The 18,120-nt window shown below is 33.4% G+C and carries 20 protein-coding genes and 1 pseudogene; all 21 read right to left on the minus strand.

What is annotated here, in order from left to right:
* Positions 1 to 132: 132 nt before the first annotated feature.
* Positions 133 to 684 (minus strand): ribosome hibernation-promoting factor, HPF/YfiA family, encoded by a 552-nt coding sequence (gene hpf / locus SJW71_RS20785; RefSeq protein WP_274795657.1) that lies wholly within the window; start codon positions 682 to 684, stop codon positions 133 to 135.
* Positions 685 to 882: 198 nt separating this feature from the next.
* Positions 883 to 1,263 (minus strand): PilZ domain-containing protein, encoded by a 381-nt coding sequence (locus tag SJW71_RS20790; protein ID WP_431811450.1) that lies wholly within the window; start codon positions 1,261 to 1,263, stop codon positions 883 to 885.
* Positions 1,264 to 1,457: 194 nt separating this feature from the next.
* Positions 1,458 to 1,868, minus strand: a complete 411-nt coding sequence (fliS, locus tag SJW71_RS20795; protein ID WP_274795655.1) for a flagellar export chaperone FliS — start codon at positions 1,866 to 1,868, stop codon at positions 1,458 to 1,460.
* A 210-nt stretch (positions 1,869 to 2,078) separates the two neighbouring features.
* The gene (locus SJW71_RS20800) at positions 2,079 to 2,438 is read right to left on the minus strand and encodes a flagellar protein FliT (protein ID WP_431811451.1); all 360 of its coding nucleotides are present in this window, start codon (positions 2,436 to 2,438) and stop codon (positions 2,079 to 2,081) included.
* Positions 2,439 to 2,465: 27 nt separating this feature from the next.
* A pseudogene (gene fliD / locus SJW71_RS20805) lies at positions 2,466 to 4,956 on the minus strand (flagellar filament capping protein FliD).
* 21 nt (positions 4,957 to 4,977) lie between these two features.
* Complete coding sequence (flaG, locus tag SJW71_RS20810) at positions 4,978 to 5,367, minus strand: flagellar protein FlaG (RefSeq protein ID WP_431811452.1); 390 nt, start codon at positions 5,365 to 5,367, stop codon at positions 4,978 to 4,980.
* Positions 5,368 to 5,568: 201 nt separating this feature from the next.
* Positions 5,569 to 6,111 (minus strand): flagellin lysine-N-methylase, encoded by a 543-nt coding sequence (gene fliB, locus SJW71_RS20815; RefSeq protein ID WP_431811453.1) that lies wholly within the window; start codon positions 6,109 to 6,111, stop codon positions 5,569 to 5,571.
* A complete protein-coding gene (gene fliB / locus SJW71_RS20820; RefSeq protein WP_431811454.1) occupies positions 6,089 to 6,781 on the minus strand; it encodes a flagellin lysine-N-methylase in 693 nt (230 codons plus the stop codon). The genes fliB (SJW71_RS20815) and fliB (SJW71_RS20820) overlap by 23 nt, the downstream gene beginning before the upstream one ends.
* A gap of 109 nt (positions 6,782 to 6,890) precedes the next feature.
* On the minus strand, positions 6,891 to 7,928 hold the full coding sequence (gene pseI, locus SJW71_RS20825) for a pseudaminic acid synthase (protein WP_431811455.1): 1,038 nt from the start codon (positions 7,926 to 7,928) through the stop codon (positions 6,891 to 6,893).
* Position 7,929: 1 nt separating this feature from the next.
* Positions 7,930 to 8,502, minus strand: coding sequence for a formyltransferase family protein (locus SJW71_RS20830; protein ID WP_431811456.1), 573 nt, complete (start codon positions 8,500 to 8,502; stop codon positions 7,930 to 7,932).
* A gap of 13 nt (positions 8,503 to 8,515) precedes the next feature.
* On the minus strand, positions 8,516 to 9,535 hold the full coding sequence (gene pseG / locus SJW71_RS20835) for a UDP-2,4-diacetamido-2,4,6-trideoxy-beta-L-altropyranose hydrolase (protein WP_431811457.1): 1,020 nt from the start codon (positions 9,533 to 9,535) through the stop codon (positions 8,516 to 8,518).
* Between the two features lie 8 nt (positions 9,536 to 9,543).
* Complete coding sequence (locus SJW71_RS20840; RefSeq protein ID WP_431811458.1) at positions 9,544 to 10,269, minus strand: cytidylyltransferase domain-containing protein; 726 nt, start codon at positions 10,267 to 10,269, stop codon at positions 9,544 to 9,546.
* Positions 10,266 to 11,423, minus strand: a complete 1,158-nt coding sequence (gene pseC / locus SJW71_RS20845) for a UDP-4-amino-4,6-dideoxy-N-acetyl-beta-L-altrosamine transaminase (RefSeq protein WP_431811459.1) — start codon at positions 11,421 to 11,423, stop codon at positions 10,266 to 10,268. Before pseC ends, SJW71_RS20840 begins: the two co-directional genes overlap by 4 nt.
* 37 nt (positions 11,424 to 11,460) lie before the next feature.
* Complete coding sequence (gene pseB / locus SJW71_RS20850; protein ID WP_431811460.1) at positions 11,461 to 12,432, minus strand: UDP-N-acetylglucosamine 4,6-dehydratase (inverting); 972 nt, start codon at positions 12,430 to 12,432, stop codon at positions 11,461 to 11,463.
* Between the two features lie 257 nt (positions 12,433 to 12,689).
* The gene (locus SJW71_RS20855) at positions 12,690 to 13,013 is read right to left on the minus strand and encodes a hypothetical protein (protein ID WP_431811461.1); all 324 of its coding nucleotides are present in this window, start codon (positions 13,011 to 13,013) and stop codon (positions 12,690 to 12,692) included.
* Position 13,014: 1 nt separating this feature from the next.
* A complete protein-coding gene (locus tag SJW71_RS20860; RefSeq protein WP_431811462.1) occupies positions 13,015 to 14,700 on the minus strand; it encodes a motility associated factor glycosyltransferase family protein in 1,686 nt (561 codons plus the stop codon).
* 205 nt (positions 14,701 to 14,905) lie between these two features.
* A complete protein-coding gene (locus SJW71_RS20865; protein WP_431811463.1) occupies positions 14,906 to 15,715 on the minus strand; it encodes a flagellin in 810 nt (269 codons plus the stop codon).
* A 182-nt stretch (positions 15,716 to 15,897) separates the two neighbouring features.
* A complete protein-coding gene (gene csrA / locus SJW71_RS20870; protein WP_008178850.1) occupies positions 15,898 to 16,116 on the minus strand; it encodes a carbon storage regulator CsrA in 219 nt (72 codons plus the stop codon).
* Positions 16,116 to 16,559, minus strand: a complete 444-nt coding sequence (gene fliW, locus SJW71_RS20875) for a flagellar assembly protein FliW (RefSeq protein ID WP_322611289.1) — start codon at positions 16,557 to 16,559, stop codon at positions 16,116 to 16,118. The genes csrA and fliW overlap by 1 nt, the downstream gene beginning before the upstream one ends.
* Before the next feature lie 14 nt (positions 16,560 to 16,573).
* The gene (locus SJW71_RS20880) at positions 16,574 to 17,137 is read right to left on the minus strand and encodes a DUF6470 family protein (protein WP_412926866.1); all 564 of its coding nucleotides are present in this window, start codon (positions 17,135 to 17,137) and stop codon (positions 16,574 to 16,576) included.
* 60 nt (positions 17,138 to 17,197) lie between these two features.
* Positions 17,198 to 18,100 (minus strand): flagellar hook-associated protein FlgL, encoded by a 903-nt coding sequence (gene flgL, locus SJW71_RS20885; protein WP_322611287.1) that lies wholly within the window; start codon positions 18,098 to 18,100, stop codon positions 17,198 to 17,200.
* Positions 18,101 to 18,120 lie beyond the last annotated feature (20 nt).

The raw sequence follows: 18,120 nt of genomic DNA on the forward strand, positions 1-18,120 counted from the left end.
TCACTTCCTATATAGATTCAACTTTCATTTTACCATTGTGTAACAGTTTCATGCAAACGGTCACCCCGTTTACAGTAGTAGCCATACAAAAAAAGACTCTCGCCATCGCGAGAGCCTTTGTCATCATGAAGTTTAAGTTGTTTCAATTAAGCCATATTTTCCGTCTTTACGTTTATACACAATATTTGTGCCATTTGACTCAGCATCTGTAAAGACATAGAAATCATGTCCAAGCATATTCATTTGTAAAACAGCCTCTTCTTGGTCCATTGGTTTTAAATCAAATTGCTTTGTACGCACAATGGAGTATTCTTCTTCCTCTGTAGCGGCATCAGCGGCTGCTTGTGTAGTAGCAAAATAAAGGCCTGCACCTTCACGCTCACGGAATTTACGGTTTACTTTTGTTTTATGCTTACGAATTTGACGCTCTAATTTATCAACAATTAGATCAATAGCAGCATACATATCGTTATGACGCTCTTCAGCACGCAGAGTTAAGTTTTTCATTGGAATTGTGACTTCCACTTTAGTTTGCTTGTCATTGTAAACCTTTAAATTGACATTAGCGTTGGCGTTAACATCTTCGTTAAAATAACGTTCCACTTTGTCGACTTTGTTCTCAACATACTCTCGAATAGCTGGAGTTACCTCAATATTTTCACCACGAATGTTAAAGTTTAACATGTAAACTCCTCCTTTATAACTGCTATACTATATATTTCTACACAAGTGTGTGAAATTCCTCTAAAATCATTCTTTTTCTTACAAAATATTTTTATTTTAATTTAGTAGAAAACTCTATTTTCTATCAGTGAATTTACCGTGCGTTCAAACTACTCCTGTATGGAGACACACTGTCATATGGCAGTGAAAGTATTATGATTAAAAATCATTTTGTTTCTTCGCTTCTGCCGCTTCCTTTTTACGTCGCAGCTTTAATTCTTCAACAATCAAATCTTCTACCGGACCTTGATCATTGAAATGGATGCCATATTGCTTACCGTTACCAAACGGGCGACTCCAAATGACATCCCCATATGCTCGCACCTTACGTGTATCAAGTACAAAATGGAGGTCCAATGGTGGAGGGTTGACGCCTAAATCCACTTCAGTAAACATTTTTAATCCACGCGGACTAATATCCAGCAAGTCTGCCATGGCTGTCTGTCCATGATTGACCTTTCCATTCTCATACATAGCAAAAGTTATTTGAATAGGCTCCTCGAATTTAAAGCGGAAGCCTTCTTGACGCTTAAAGATCATATTCCCACCCCAGTACTATATTAAACATTGATATTGCTTTGATTATGACACGATGCCCTACTTACAACCAGAGGGAATAAGTAACATATTTTACCGTTGAATAGCCTAATTTATGACTATTTAGTGATAATTTTTAGTTGATGATTCTTGCCATAAAAAAGAGACCACCCATTGAAGATGGCCTCTCGTTGTGTCTAAATTTGTCCGCTGTTTCCTTGACCAAACTGCTGTTGTCGATTAATGCGAATAACTTCCTTCCACGTATCGCGGAATTCCGTCACCAATCCTTCTACTTCTTCAATAATGGCTACATCATTTTGAATGTTCGCTTCGACTAAACGATGATTCATATATTCATAAAGAGGAAGCATTTGTTTCGAAATTTCAATATCCATATTGAGTGTAGACATAAGTTCGGCAATAATCGCCTGAGCCTTTTGAAGATTTGTGTTCTTTTCTTGGATATTCTTCTCTTGAATAGCTTGTTTCGCCTTATGCAAGAACTTCAGACATCCATTATAAAGCATTAACGTCAACTCACCAGGAGAAGCAGTGGTTACACTATTTTGTTTATATGCGTTTTGTGCTGTTAAATTTGCTGCCAATAAAGGACAACTCCTTTGAAAGGTTACTTATTTACTAGTTTAAACCATTTTCCGAAGAAAAGCTATTTGATCAATTACGCCTCAGCGTAATTGTGTCTGGATTTTGAATTGCGCGAACACAATTCACTCCTTTTAAAATCCATGACATCCGCCGGGGCTTTATCTTCCATTCAGCGGGCGACTTCCACCGCGCTGAATGAAGATAAAACATCAATTCTTTTTGTCATAATACATGCCATCCATCACACGAACATTCGAATAAGGATTGAAATATTGTTGTTCACTTTTTTTCGTTTTTTGTAGGTTTGCCATATCTTGTTTAACTGCATCCATAACAGCTGCTAATCGTTCTTTAATGCCATTATCGAGTTCCAATAATGTACGATGAATTCGATTTTGTTCATCGAATTGAAACCCATCTTGTTCCAAGCCTTTTATAATCGTTTCGCGCTTGTCCAACATGCTGTTTATCGTGTTGATGTATTCGTCACGCTCTTCACCATTTGGAATGTCACCTAAATGCTTAAATAAATTGGCTGACACCTGCAATAGTTGATCTGTTTGATGCATTATACTCTCCTATCTTAAATAGAAACCTTAGCCCTGCATGAACATACTTGACTGTTGATTTGCTTTATTAATGGCTTGTTCCATTGCTGTGAATTGCTTCCAATAGCGAGCTTCTATATCCTCTAGTTTTCTCTTCCAAGTGCTGATTCGACTTTCTGTATCCATTAGATTATTTCCGATTGCATATTGAGCGTCTGTCATGGTAGAACGTCCAGCTTTTTTTTCTATAGTAATTTCAAAAGTTTTCATCGATTCACGAAGTTTTTCTAAATAACCACGTGTATCGACTGTTTTGCCATTTACTACATCATCTTTTTTACCTTCACTATTTTTAAAGAGTTTTTCAACTGCATCAGGATCTTCTTCTAATACTTTTCGTAATTTTGCTTCATCAATTTCTAATGTACCGCCATCATTATAGTTTTTTGATGTTGTAATCCCAATACTAAAGAGGGTATTATATTTTGAGTCAATACCTGGATTTGATTGATATACTAAAGAACGCATACCCGAAAGCCCTTCACGAATAAGAGTATCACCTCTTAATAACCCACTCTTCGCTTTTTCTTCCCATAGCTTAATCTCATTTTCTGACATCTCTTCTCTTTGCTCACTAGTTAGTGGCGTATAATCACGATATTTAGTTTCTTTTGTTCGATCATTTAAATCTTTGATAAAACCGTTATAAGTAGTGATAAAATCCTTAATTTTAGTAATAATGTCATCAACATCTGTTGTTGATGTCATAGTGACTGCTTGTGCTTTTGGAGCAGCATTTACTTTATCCTCGTCAACTACTTTACCGCCACTACCATCATCCTTTAAAATACCTGCCGCAGTTGCATCTGCTGTTGCTGCTTTTTCGGTGTTAGTTGCTTCTGTTAAACGAGTTTGAGCTGCTTTTTCTTCAGCATCGGCAGTTAAGTACTCGGAACGCTTGATATTTTGATCGGCTAAAGCATAAAATTGATCTTTTTTTTCGGATGATAAGCTATTCCAAACCTCTTTTTGTTTTTCTGTTAAATCCTCAACCTTTTTTGAACCATCTTGCAAGCCTTTAATTAACGCATCTCCAAACTGACTATATTTTTGTTTTAAATCGTCAGCCTGAGCTCTTTCTTGATAAGTTTTTAAAGTTGCTGAATCTGTTGCTATTAAATTTGTTAAATCATCTTTACTTAAAGATTTTAACGCATCTTTTACTTCCTTTGTAAATTCCGGATTATCATCTATATCTTTATGAATTTTTTCAATTGAATCATTACTGTTATATGAGAAACGTTTTAATGCATCAATGGCATTTTGATCAAAATCTTTTAATTTCACACCATATTTTTCGTATTCCGCTTGAGCTTTAAAATCTGCAAGTTGATCTTTGTTTGTAAATAAAACATCTAACACTTCATTAGATAAATTCTTTAATTTTTCTTTGCTTTCATCACTTAAAGAGCTTCCGTCTAGATTATCTTTAATACCTTGTACAGATGACTGATTTTTGATGAAATTTATTTCATCTGTTGATAAATTTCTCCATGCATCATTTCCAAGTTTGTTATATTGCACTTGTTGTGACAAAGATAAAGTATTACCAAAAGCATTTTTATAAGCAGTTTCATGGTTAGCTGTATAACTATTAATATCACTAGCACCATAAGCATTTTGTTTTGTAGTAAGATTTGCTTGTTTATTTGTTAAATTAGTAGTAGCATTTTTTAATTCTTCCACAGCAGCCTTATATTTATCTGCAATCGTTTGAAGGCCATTGAATGTATCTTTTAACGTTACATTATAACCTGAAATCGTAAACGTATTTGTTGTTCGTTCTGTTGCAATACCATTCACTGTGAAAATAGCATTTTTTCCTTCTGTATTTTGAACTTTATTAGGATCAGCAAACCCTAACTTGTTGAAAATGTCTCCCCCCTACAACTTTGATTTCATCATCACCTTTAACATCACCAGTGTTTTTGGCAGTGAAGGAGAATCGGCCATTTTCAAACACAGCGCTAATTCCTGCATTACTAGAATTCACTTTACTAACAAATTGATCAACTGTCATATCAGAAGTAATTTCAATCTTTGTTGCTTCACTTGCTAATTGACCATTGGTTTGAATGGCTTTAAATTCTATAGTTCCTGTTGCTCCTAGATCGGCCATTTTTGTAGTTCCTACAGCATTAACTTGATCACCAACTTTACGAGCTGCTGTAGCTAATTGTGAAACACCCTCAATTGACAGTGTTCCCGCAGCACTTCCTGTTGCAGTTGCAGATACTAAGTTAGAATTAGAACTAGATGCAGTTTTAGAAATGAGACTTTTTAATACAAGATTATCTGAAATATAAGTATCAAATGTTTTTAATTTTGTATTAACACTTCGGTATGCGTCACGTTGCCACTCGTACGTTTGTTTCTTTTGATATAACTTGTTTAACGGTGTTCTTTCCGCATTCATTAATTTTTTTACTATTGAATCTATATCCATTCCTGAAGCTAAACCGCCGATTCTATTTACCATTATATTTCCTCCTAAATATCCTTATATTTTTTCGTCCACAATCATCCCTAACAACTTTTGCATCTCATAATATGCGTCTAAAAGTTTTTTTGGAGGGATCTCTTTTACGACTTCTTCTGTTTGGGTATCAACAACTTGTACAAAATAACGATCTAAACCGTCATGTAACACAAATTTAGAAGCATTATGATTGATTTGCAAAAATTCATTTACAGTATCCACCACATTTTGTAACTTTTCTTTAGATACCTCTTGACCCTCAGCAGCTGGTGCTTTTTCTCCTTGTGATTGCGTTATTAACTGAGATTTACTTGTAGTCATCGCAGTTTCTTCTAAACCAGCTTTCTTAGAAGATGTTGATGACGTTGCAGTTCCCACATCTGTAGATTGTACTTGAGCTGCAATACGCATAATATGTAACCTCCCAAACATTTCTTATTCTTATATTTAGTATCGGAAGTTTTTAGAAATGTTTCACCTTTTTACAGTAAACTACTTTAGATGATAGCTTTCTCAAAAAAGCCTCTCATTCAGATGATATTTACCTGAATAAGAGGCTTCTTCGATTGTTTTACTATTATAAAAACATTTATAACAAAATGTCAGTTGCTCTTACTTATTAATCATGACAAACATATGCCCCATTGTCGTGTAACCTAAATTCACCATACCCTCACGAACATCTAGCAAATAAGATGGGGTATGTTCAATCACCTTCGCAAGCTGTTGGACACATTCAATAAACATTTCATGTGTTAATTGTTGTTGTTTAGCGGCCATGCCAATTAAATGCAACTTAATTAGCGTAAAATTGACAACAAGCAACATATAACTTTCAAAGAATGTCTTACAATCATAGGGAAATAGATTTTTAAATACATAGTTCACCATGTAATTTTCAAACAAATATTCATTCTCTTTAATAAATGGTTCATATATATTAGTATATGTTTCTTTGTATTTTAAAACTGTTTTTTTCATATCACGTAATTCCTTTTCTTCATCCTCTTCCAAATCCAAGCCTTCTATTAATTGATGAAGAATAGTGATATATTTTTCTGAAGCAATACCACTTGTAATTCGAAGGCGAATTAATGCACGTGCTAAATTCAATTGAAAATTTAAATTCCCCTTAATATCTTCTAATATATTCATCGTCATCTAAACGATTTAAATAATCTTGCATTATCAATTGTAATTCCTGTTCCAATTCATTCGGTTTTAATTGTTCAATTTTTTGTATGAATAGCCCTAAAACAATTAAACGAACTTCAATAGGTTGTTGGCGACTTTGAAGAAGCTGAATTGTAAAAATCCGCAAATCCCAAAAATGAGGGTGTTTCTCTAAATTTAAGTCCTTATTTATTAGTCCACGCGTCTTTTTTGGTTCTTCAGTCTCTATAAAACCTATCCCTTCTTTACGTAAAAGAACAATTCGTGCTGCCTCTGGGCAAGACAGTGTTAAACTTTTTTCTGTTACATTCCCTACACTTGTAAGGAATCGAGGATAAACAGCACAAGTATTACATAAAAATTCTTCTCCTAATTCTTTATGAATACTACATAACCCATCCTCTAACATCATATGACAGTTTTTATTGTCATCTAAAATGAACTTTGCATAATTAGAGTCATCATGACCTTTACGATTTCGCTTTACATATTTCAACAGTTTTTCTGCCATCTCCGGCTGACGCACTTTGCGATATGTTTGATATGTTTTCTTTTCAACTGTTATATTCCAACCTGCACAACAAGTGTCTTCACAAGCACTGCCTATACAAATAAAGTCATTTAAATATTCCGGTATTAATATAGGTCCCATTTTCCACATCCTATACACTACACTCATATAATTATTTATTATAAAAATGTTCATATTTTTTAGACAAAAAATTAAAGGGATTTATTAAATTTTAACGAGCATAATATCTTTATAAATCCTCAAATTTTAATGGTGAACCCATAATATAATTTTTTCGAGCTTTTTTATTGAGTACGTGATTGAAATACTTAGGTTCTAAACCATAACCTGGACGTACAATTTTTATATTTTCTTTTGTAAATTTCTCTCCAGCTTTTATATCTTTGGATACATAAATTGAACGACGGAATTTTAGAGAAGCTTTTTCTTTTTCAGTTGGGCCATAAGTAACTTTTCCCATAGCTATCCAAGCTCGTTCAGTCTCATCTACAAGCGCCTTCATTTCAGCTGGTTCCATTGAAAATGCTGCATCAACACCACCATCAGCTCGATTCAGTGTAAAATGTTTTTCTATGACTGTTGCACCTAGTGCAACACTTGCTACAGCCACTCCTATCCCGAGTGTATGGTCAGATAATCCGATTTGGACATCTTCAAATAACTGTTTCATATGTGGAATGGTTAAAATATTTGTGTTTTCTGGTGTTGCAGGATATGTACTTGTGCATTTTAATAATACTAAGTCTTTGCAGCCAGCTTCTTTGGCTGTTCGTACTAATTCATCTAATTCCGCCAATGTTGCCATACCTGTGGATACTATCATTGGTTTACCAGTTGCAGCAACTTTTTTGATAAGCGGTAAATCTGTATTCTCAAAGGAAGCAATTTTATAGAGCGGAACTTCTAATTCCTCTAAAAAATCAACAGCTGTTTCATCAAATGGCGTACTAAACGCAATCATTCCCAATTCTTTTGCCCGATTAAAAATTGGTTTATGCCATTCCCAAGGAGTATATGCCTCATTATAAAGGTCATATAGCTTCTTATCTTTCCATAGACTTTCCGAATCACTAATCAAAAAATCAGGTGAGTCTACATTAAGAGTTAATGTATCTGCTGTATATGTTTGTATTTTTAAAGCGTGTGCCCCAGAAGCTGCTGCTACCTCAACAATCTCTAATGCTCTATCTAGTGATTGATTATGATTCCCTGACATTTCAGCAATTATAAATGGTTTTGTTGAATTGTTTAAAATTGAAATATCCATATTAATCCCTCATTTCTTTTAACTTAGATACAGGTGTATCCCAACCATTCACTAATAAATCATTATATTTATCTCTATCTTTTTTATAATGAACACTTCCTTCTTTAATACTTTGAGACATTGTTTTAAAATTGCCAGATCTTATAGTTGTCCAATATTCATAAAAAAGGTTTTCAATTTCATCTATTAAAATATTGTAACTTTCACGTAAAGTAAAATCTCCTTTAAAAGTAACTTCTTTTTGAACAATTATATTTCCTGTATCGATACCCTCATCAATTAAATGAATTGTTACACCTTTTATTGTATCATCTATAAAACTCCAAAAATTCGGATCAGCCCCCCTATTCCATGGCAAATATGATATGTGCAAATTAATTATTCTATTTTGTAAATAATTAATAATATCTTTAGAAATAATATGTCTATATCCATAACTTATTACTAAATCAAATTTATTTAATTTGACATATTCTAATGATATTTTTTCCTCAGTTCTATAAACTTCATCATTATTCTCCTGTAACTTATTAAAAAAAACCTCACGATAAGGTCCTAAAAATAATATTTTCATTATTCTACCTCCATTAAATAGGAAAACATTTCATATTGGAAATCATATTATTAATTATCATGTTTGATTTGAGCATTTTATCAACTATATTCTGGATATCATTTATCAAGATTTTCTTGCTCAGCCCTAAATATATACAAGCTCCTTTAATATGAATAGCTTCTGCAATTTCAACTTGATTTTCCGCAACTGCAATTACAATTGTAGGTAGTTGTAAAAATATTCTTTCCCAAGTCGTAGCCCCACCCCCGCCGATTGCTAAATCTGCTTGTGCCATTAATTCCGCAATATTATTCACTTGGCAATGATAATGAGTATTTTCAATTTCGTCACATAGTTGTTTAATTTTCAATTTGTTTGGATTTGAGTTCCCCACAACTACATCTACAACTAATTTATATTGCTCTATAGTCGACTTAATTGCCAAAAGAACCTTCTCAGTTTCATTCGTTGGATCACTACCACCAAAGAATATAAATAGACGCTCAACTCTCCCATTAAAAGGTTTTATATGTTTTTTCGCTTCTATAAATTCATCTCTTAACAAAGCATGACTTGGCCCTAGTAGCATTTTAGCGGAAGAAGGAACTAACCCATCGTACCTTGTGTCCATATCTAAATAAAAATTTTGATCCAGTAATATATCACAATCATGCTTTCGATTTGCCAAATCATCAATAACCATGATCTCGTTAACAAAAGGTCGAACTAATTTTTCCCATTTAATATCGATTGAGTAATGGTCAATAATAAGCCTTTCAACATTGTATTTTTTTAAAATACTAATCGTATCTTGAGCATCCTTTTTCCAATAATCTGAGACAAAATTCCATAAAGAACCTTCAGAATTAGGTAAAATAAAAACTTCAAATCCTTGTTGTTCTATTAATCTTATACATTGGCCTTCTGCATCTCTACATATAAAAGCTACATATTTCTCTGTTTTTTTTAGTCTGTGCGCCAAGGTTAGACAACGCATTACATGTCCAATACCAATTTCAACCGAGGCATCTACTCTGATAAAAGTATCCATTCTATCACCTATAATTTCTTTTGTTCAATATGAGCATTAATATTAAACCAATCAGGATTAGCTTCCATGAGTTGTACTGTATCATGTAAAGTAAATTGTGGATTTTCACTATAAAGATTTTCTATTATATTTTTTATTAACTGAAAATCTTCCTCTGTATCTACAGTCCACCGATATTTACTATAATCTATTTCATTACAGACACTACCTATTTTAAAAATATCAGGATTTGTATAAAAATAAGCTGTTACATGCTCACGGTCCCTTTCCAGTATAGCTTCATTATAGGCTATCTCTAAAGCTGCAAACGTAAATATTTCTGTATCTAATCCTCTTGGATAGGTTCTTTCAACTGTATTTGATACATATTCAAAATTTTTATCTATAAAAAATTGTATTGTTTTATCAACCACTTGAACATCAATTATAGGGCAATCTGAAGTAATACGTACAATTGCTTCTGCTTTAAAAGCTTTAGCTGTTTCATAGTACCTAGCTAAGACATCTTTTTCCGATCCTCTAAATGATAAAATATTATTTTTTTCACAAAATTCGACAATCAAATCATCTTTCTCGTCAATAGTAGTTGCTATCACCAAATCATTGATATAATTACTTTGCTTTAAACGCTCTATTTGATATGAAAGCAAAGGTCTACCATTTACTTTTTTTAGTATTTTCCCTGGTAAACGGGTTGAACCCATCCTTGCTTGAATAATCGCAACAATTCTCATTTTTTCACCTTTTCCAGTTCCATTATTACTGAATTAATTACATCCTCTACATCCTCATTCGACATTTTAGGGAATAACGGTAAGGTGATAATTGCTTCATATAGTTCTTCTGCTTTAGGCAAAGACCCTTCTTCGTATCCTAACTCCTGATAATATGACAAAGTATGTACTGGAATGTAGTGGACATTTACACCAATATTTTGAGCTAATAATGCCTCAAATATTTCCTTTCGAGTTACACTTATTTTATCTAGGTTTAATTTAATTATATAAAGGTGCCAACTTGAAATCCCATCTACATGTTGGGTTGGTATAAATAAACATTCATTATTTTGAAAAGCCTCATTATATATTTGAGAAATTTCACGACGACGCGCTACGAAATGATCTAACTTACTTAGCTGGCTAATACCAAGCGCAGCTTGAATATCGGTCATTCGATAATTGAAGCCTAAAAATTGCATATCATAATACCAAGGACCATCATTTTTTGAAAGATTACTTATCTCTCTTGTTATTCCATGAGAACGGAATTGTAAAAGTTTTTTGTAAAAAAACTCATTATTTGTTGTAATAACTCCACCCTCACCTGTTGTCACATGCTTTACAGGATGAAAGCTAAACATTGTCATATCACTTAATGATCCTATTTTTACTCCTTTATATTCAGCACCTAGAGCATGTGCGGCATCTTCAATTACTATTAAATTATGTTTTTTAGCAATAGCATGGATTTCGTCTAATTGCGCAGGTTGGCCTGTAAAATGTACAGGGATGATTGCCTTTGTATTAGATGTAATTTTTTTTTCAATTTCTAAAGGATCTATATTATAGGAATCTTCATTAATATCTGCAAATACAACCGTTCCACCTACATAACGAACACAATTTGCACTTGCCGCAAAAGTAATTGGTGTCGTAATAACTTCATCACCCTTACCAATGCCTGCAGCAAAACATGCTCCATGTAGAGCTGCTGTTCCATTTGAAAATGCTACAGCATATTTTGAACCGACATATTTTGCAACGCATTCTTCAAATTTTGCAATTGTTGGACCTGTTGTTAAGTAATTGCCCTTTAATATATTTACCACTGCCTGAATATCCTCTTCATCTAACCATTGTTGTCCATACGGTAAATAAGTATTTCTCATGCTATTAACCCCTTTATAGAAAAAATGCAGTCAAAGACTACATTTCATCTACTAAATCTTTTAATTTTTCTATAGTTAACCAATCTGTATTGTTATCACTTGTATAAGCAAATCCATCAGGTAAAGCTTCCCCACCATCTAATTTCTCTTGCGTAAACCAAGCAAGCTCCGGTTGGATAACATAGTAACCATCAAACTCTAATGTATGACGAGCATCATCTTCCATAATCATTGCTTCATGCAGCTTTTCACCAGGGCGAATTCCAATTAATTCGATTTCACATTCAGGAGCAATCGCTTTAGCTAAATCTGTAACTTTCATACTTGGAATCTTTGGCACGAAGATTTCCCCACCGTACATTCGTCCTAAATTATCTAATACAAATTGTACCCCTTGATCAAGGGTAATCCAGAAGCGTGTCATACGCTCATCTGTAATAGGTAACTTCCCTGTATCCCTAACCTTTTTAAAAAAAGGTACTACGCTACCACGGCTTCCTACTACATTACCATAGCGTACAACTGCAAACCGTGTTTTCTTTTCTCCTACATAAGCATTGGCTGCGACGAAAAGTTTATCAGATGCTAGTTTTGTCGCACCATATAAATTCACAGGGCTACATGCTTTGTCCGTCGAAAGTGCAATCACCTTTTCAACTCCACGGTCGATGGCTGCCTCTATAATATTTTGTGCACCATGAATGTTTGTCTTTACGGCTTCAAATGGGTTATATTCACATGCATCGACGTGCTTCATAGCTGCTGCATGGATGACAATATCTACACCATCAAAAGCACGATATAAACGGTCTTTATCTCGCACATCACCAATAAAGAATCGGATGCGTTCATCCTGGAATTCTTGCTTCATTTCATATTGTTTTAGTTCATCTCTACTGAAAACAATGATTTTTTTTACACCAAGTGTAAGTGCTTTTCCAATAAATTTTTTACCAAAAGAGCCGGTACCACCTGTTACTAATACCACTTTATCTTTTAAAACACTCATTATATTTCTCCTTCTCTACGTATCATTAAATATTATATCGGATAGTTTTTAAGTATTTCTACATTAGAAAAATAAATATAATATTTATTGCAATATCATTTTCTTTTCTCCTAATTTTGCTTGTTGCCTATATATTCCTACTCTCCATCATTTTCTCAATTTCAAGCAATTCATTATATAAGATATACTAAAAACACTATTTGAATTTAAATTCAAATAGTGTTTTTAGTTTAACTATTGGTAATTAGTGTTTTAATTCAGGCTACAATTTGTTCAAAATAAGGAAGCACTTCATATTCAAAAATATCAGCTACAAGAACAAAATCTTGTTTCTCTAAACCTTCATTGATAAGATTTAAATAATCTTCTAATTGATGTTTGTTTAAATTCGTATTGACACCTTGATTTATTAATATCTCCTCCATTTGTTTTATCCACGTTATTCCCTCTGAAAAATTCATTATTTCATTTAAAGCTGTCGTAACATTGTTAGCTCTTAAATTATCCGCAATATATTGCAATCCTGCTGGGATTTTAGCTACATATTTGTAATATTCATCCACAATCTCTGTTTTATCCATTTTAACAACCCCCGAATTCTTCTAATGCTATTCTTGTATATTTTAAAGATTTTTCTGTTGCCTCTAAAATATTTTCATATAGATACATATTCTGTCTATGGATCTTTTTAAATTTTTCTTTGGTCTCTAATTGTTGATTATCTATAGACATTCTCATCACATCCATAGTAATTGGGTCGATTATTCTTTCCATAATTACTTGGGGGTAATATTCTTTCAATTTAAAATCGATTTTATCAAGTTTTTTTAAAGTACTAGCAGAAAATACGGTACTATTTCTTTCTTCTTTCAATAGATATATCGCTTCTACTAGTAATTTTTTTATTTTTAAATAGACTTCTATTTCCTTACTCATAAATTCATTATAAATTGCATTGTTATTATTTATTTTATTCTGAACGTCCAACTTCGTAACGTTTTTTGTATGATCAATATAAGTTTCACAAAATGCTTTAAAATCTAATTGTGTCATACCATTAATCTTTACACCACCTTCTGTGCAATTATAGATTGTATGCTGATTGTGCAACATTACATATAATCTCTCTATACTTTTTCTCATACTATTAAATTGGTGATTTGTTTTTACAGGTTCTCCATAGTAACCCTCTACTTCAAAGACCATATCTTCCTTGAAAAAATCATCATTCAGTTCACTGTAATGGTTATTATTTTCCGCATGAGATTTATTGTTTGTATACGCTAAATCTTGTCCGATAATTGCGATAGGACCTGTACTAATTTTACTTGCTACTTCTAATGCCGTTATCGCAACTGTCCCTCCAGTTGATAACATAGGCAAATCCTTTCCTAAGCCTTCTCTAATACGCTTTTGTATACTATCTTCACCATAAAAACAAAAACTATAGCGGTTTCCTTTGAAATCCCGCTCTATTTTCCATGCATTTCCTAAACTATAAATTAAATCAAAATCAAAACATTTAATGTTCTTAAAGTGTAAATAGTTACTTTCTCCACCATCCATCGTAACTACATAGTCTGGAACAATATCAGCAGCCAGTAAAGAATTTATTGTGGATCCAGCACTAATAATTATACAATTATTTTTTATCTGTTTTAACAATGGTAACTGTTTCGTTAAAGAAGGTCCTCCAGAAGCTAAGATTACTGGACAATCATATCTATTGTAAAGTTCTTTAAAACTCGGATCTTTATAAACATATTGCAGATTCATAATATAATTCTCTTGCCATAAATCACCAAAAAATCGGATTGTATTTTCATTGACGATATCTTCAATTTGAATATGTCGAATAAAATCAAGAAATTCTTTATATTCCTTGTCAAAAATTTTATCATAATTAGGGGAGAGTAGAATATTGACCTTACGATCAAAATTAGAAATGTAGTATTCTGAATGTTCACAAAACTCCTTTAAGTCAGTAAAAACACCTTCAATGTTATCCTTATTCTCAATTTTTAAGCTATTAAACATAGGATCGTACACTAAAATATTAGTGTGCCCATAATTTTTTACAATAGCATCAGCTATGTAGCCGAGTCCATAACCAAATAATATATTTAAGTACCCTTCTTTATAGTTACTATTTATGTATTTATCAGCTTCCGCTTCTGGATTGTAATTGCTATGTAAAAAAAAACCATTTACTTTCGCGTTAGGCATCTCGTTTTTTGTTTGTAAATAAATTATATCTAAACCTTCCATAAAGTCGTCTCCTTGCTCCACATAAGTGAGGCTTTCTTAATTAAAATAGGTTATTAAGTAACATTTACTTTATCAAAACAATGCTTCTACCTCTTCCTTTATATCGGTAAAAAAAAATATTTTTAAATTTTTTATAAAAAAGAGCTTGAACGAAAAATCGTTCAAGCTTTTTTATCATTTTTAGCTTTTGCTAAATGTTAGTCAATTATTGTAGTAATTGAAGTACACCTTGTGGTTGTTGGTTAGCTTGAGCTAACATAGATTGAGCAGCTTGCATTAAGATATTATTCTTAGTGAAGCCCATCATTTCTTTCGCCATGTCAGTGTCACGGATACGTGATTCAGCAGCTGTTAAGTTTTCAGATGTAGCACCTAAGTTGTTGATAGTGTGCTCTAAACGGTTTTGAACAGCACCTAAATCAGAACGTTGAGAAGAAACTAATTCTAAAGCATCATTGAAGTTTTTAATTGCTTTGTCAGCAGCTGTTTGAGTATCAATTTTACCAGTGATTTTTAAACCAGATGTTGACATTGTAGCGATTTTTAATGTAATTGCTTGTCCATCATTAGCACCGATATGGAATTTTTTACCAGAAAAAGTACCATCTAATAAGTTTTGAGTATTGAACTCAGTGTTTTTAGCAATACGGTCAATTTCTGATTTCAATGCTGTAACTTCTTTGTTAAGTGCTGTACGGTCTGCAGTTACGTTTGTATCGTTTGCAGATTGTACTGCTAATTCACGCATACGTTGTAGGATTGCGTGTGTTTCGTTAAGAGCACCCTCCGCAGTTTGGATTAAAGAGATTGAGTCTTGAGCGTTTTTAGTCGCCATATCAAGACCACGGATTTGTCCGCGCATTTTTTCAGAGATTGCTAAACCAGCAGCGTCATCGCCAGCACGGTTTACTTTGTAACCTGAAGATAATTTCTCAAGGTTTTTAGAAGCTTGAGTGTTGTTGAAAGTAAGGTTACGGTGTGTGTTTAAAGCTGAAATGTTGTGTTGAATTCTCATTTGGAATTCCTCCTTGAATAATTGTTTTGTTATTCCACATCCGTGTGGAATTCGGGTTAGGTAGTATGTATTTACTTCCCGCCCCTTACAAACTATATATCGTAATTAGTTGGAAATGTTTAATAGTTTTTTTAAAGATTTTTTATTTTTTATGTAATAGATTCAAAATGAACATTAATCTCTCATTTTTTCTTCAGCTGCTCTAAGAAGTTAGTTGTTGAAGAAAGAGCTTCTTTATTTTGAGCTTGTATTGCTTCAAAAACTTCCGAACGATGTACTTTTACCGTTTTTGGAGCAACAATACCTAGTTTAATTTGCTCGCCTTCTACGGCTAAAATCTTTATTTCAATTTGATCACCAATCATGATCGACTCATCTTTTTTTCGTGAAAGGACTAGCATTATTTTGCACTTCCTTCCAATGACTGCATTGGGTAACGTAATGGATAGGATTTACTATCTTGAAGGACAATTTGTTTACCGCATTTTTTTTCGATATTAATGATTAAAGGTGCAAGTAAATTAATAGTTGAATCTTGGAATGTGTCCTTCATTGTTACTATTGAGTATGTTAACACATCCTCTTCCTTCTCTAGGTATAGCTGCTCAAGATCATCTTCACTTATATCAAAGCTATAATCTTTTTTGAAAGCAAAAGGGTATGCAATGATAAAACCAATTTCAGGCCGCTCAACTGATTGTAATATTGCTAACGGAAGGTCTGCATCAATCGGTAGCAATACAAATTTTCTCTCCCCCTCAAATCCAAGTAAGCCGTGTTCAAATGTAAGGATATCTTGTTCACCAATCTCGACTTCTCCCAAAAATTTAGTAGCAATTTTCATTTATAAACTCTCCTTTAAATAATGACATCGATGTCAACATCTGGTCTTTGTATCATTGTACCAGTTACTTTTCCTGGTGTGTATTCATGTATAGGTTTGTTCACTTTGGCGTCAATTACTGGGTCTCTTCGTTGAATATTGATATCCGTTGTACCTGGAGTGAAATTAATTTTGACCGATCCTATTGATGGTACAAATTTAACATTAAATTGTACACGGTGGGGACCGTGGTTTTGCTGAGCGATATTTTGAATTACTGCACGCCCTTGATCTTTCCCTGAATTCTCCATAATTTGTCGTCCTTCTCTTGCTCTTCGTGCCATTCCTTTTATTGCCTCTTGTTTCCCTTTTTCAGCGTAATTTGCACTTGATTCTAAAGGACCGATCATTCCTATATCTCTTCTCGCCTGTGAGGAGTCAATTTTCAAAACACTTCTCGTTGTATTTATATCTAAAATAGCGGCTGGTTGTTCAATATGTTGTGTCGCTTTAGGTTGTTCAATATGCTGTTGAGGTTTAGCGATATGAAGATCAATCTTGGCATCTATTGTCCGAATTTGTATTTGGGGTAGCCTCACAATAATATCCCTCCTTCAAGAAAAGCGTCTGAACAAAAGTGTCCAAACGCTTTTAACATATTAACGAATAAAATCCACTAATGTTTGTTGAATGATTTTAGAACCTACTGAAAGAGCAGCCTGATGAATAGATTCGTGTGTCACCATTTCAGTAATTGCTTTTGCATAATCGACAGACTCATTATCTCTAAGCTGTTTTGTGACGTTAACCTCACGTATACCTAGTCGATTTTCCATCATCTCTACACGATTTTGACGCGCACCAATATCTGCCTGTGCTTCTAAAACTTTATTATGCATGGCTGTTATATCATCATTCGTAGTTGATGAGGATACACCACCAAGCATGCTAGCAATTTCTTCACCTGTTTTTGTAGGATCACCTAGTAAATCAGAAATTTTCCCCATCATATCATCTATATTCTTAAACAAATCATTTCCTGGTGTATTCACAGAGAGCTGAATACCATCATATATTTCTACTTTTACGCTCTCTTGATTAGTATTTGGATTTATGGCACCTCCTATAAATAAAGGTTCGTTAGTTCTTGTTCCACTAAATATGTAACTACCACCAATATTAGTATTCCCTACATCCTGTAATTGTTGGCGAATTTGGTCAATTTCGCTTTTAATTTTTTCACGTTCTTCAGGTGTGTTTGTATCATTAGCTGCTTGAATAACAAGTTCGCGAACTCGTTTCATTTGCTCACCAACCTGGTTAAGTGATTCATCCGTCGAATCCAACCAGCTACTTGCTGTAATCATATTACGAGTATATTGTTCAACTTTAGCTAAATCTCGGCGATAACCCATTCCTTTAACTGCAATTACTGGGTCGTCAGATGGCCGAGTGATTTTTGAACCGGAGTTGATTTGGTCTTGGAGCTTTGACATTTTACCATAGCTATTATTTAAATTGCGTAGCATGTTATTTGAAAGCATAGATTGTGTTACACGCATTCTGAAAAAAACCTCCTTCT

This window comes from Lysinibacillus sp. FW12, from assembly GCF_050817245.1.
GTDB classification, from domain to species: Bacteria; Bacillota; Bacilli; order Bacillales_A; family Planococcaceae; genus Lysinibacillus; species Lysinibacillus irui.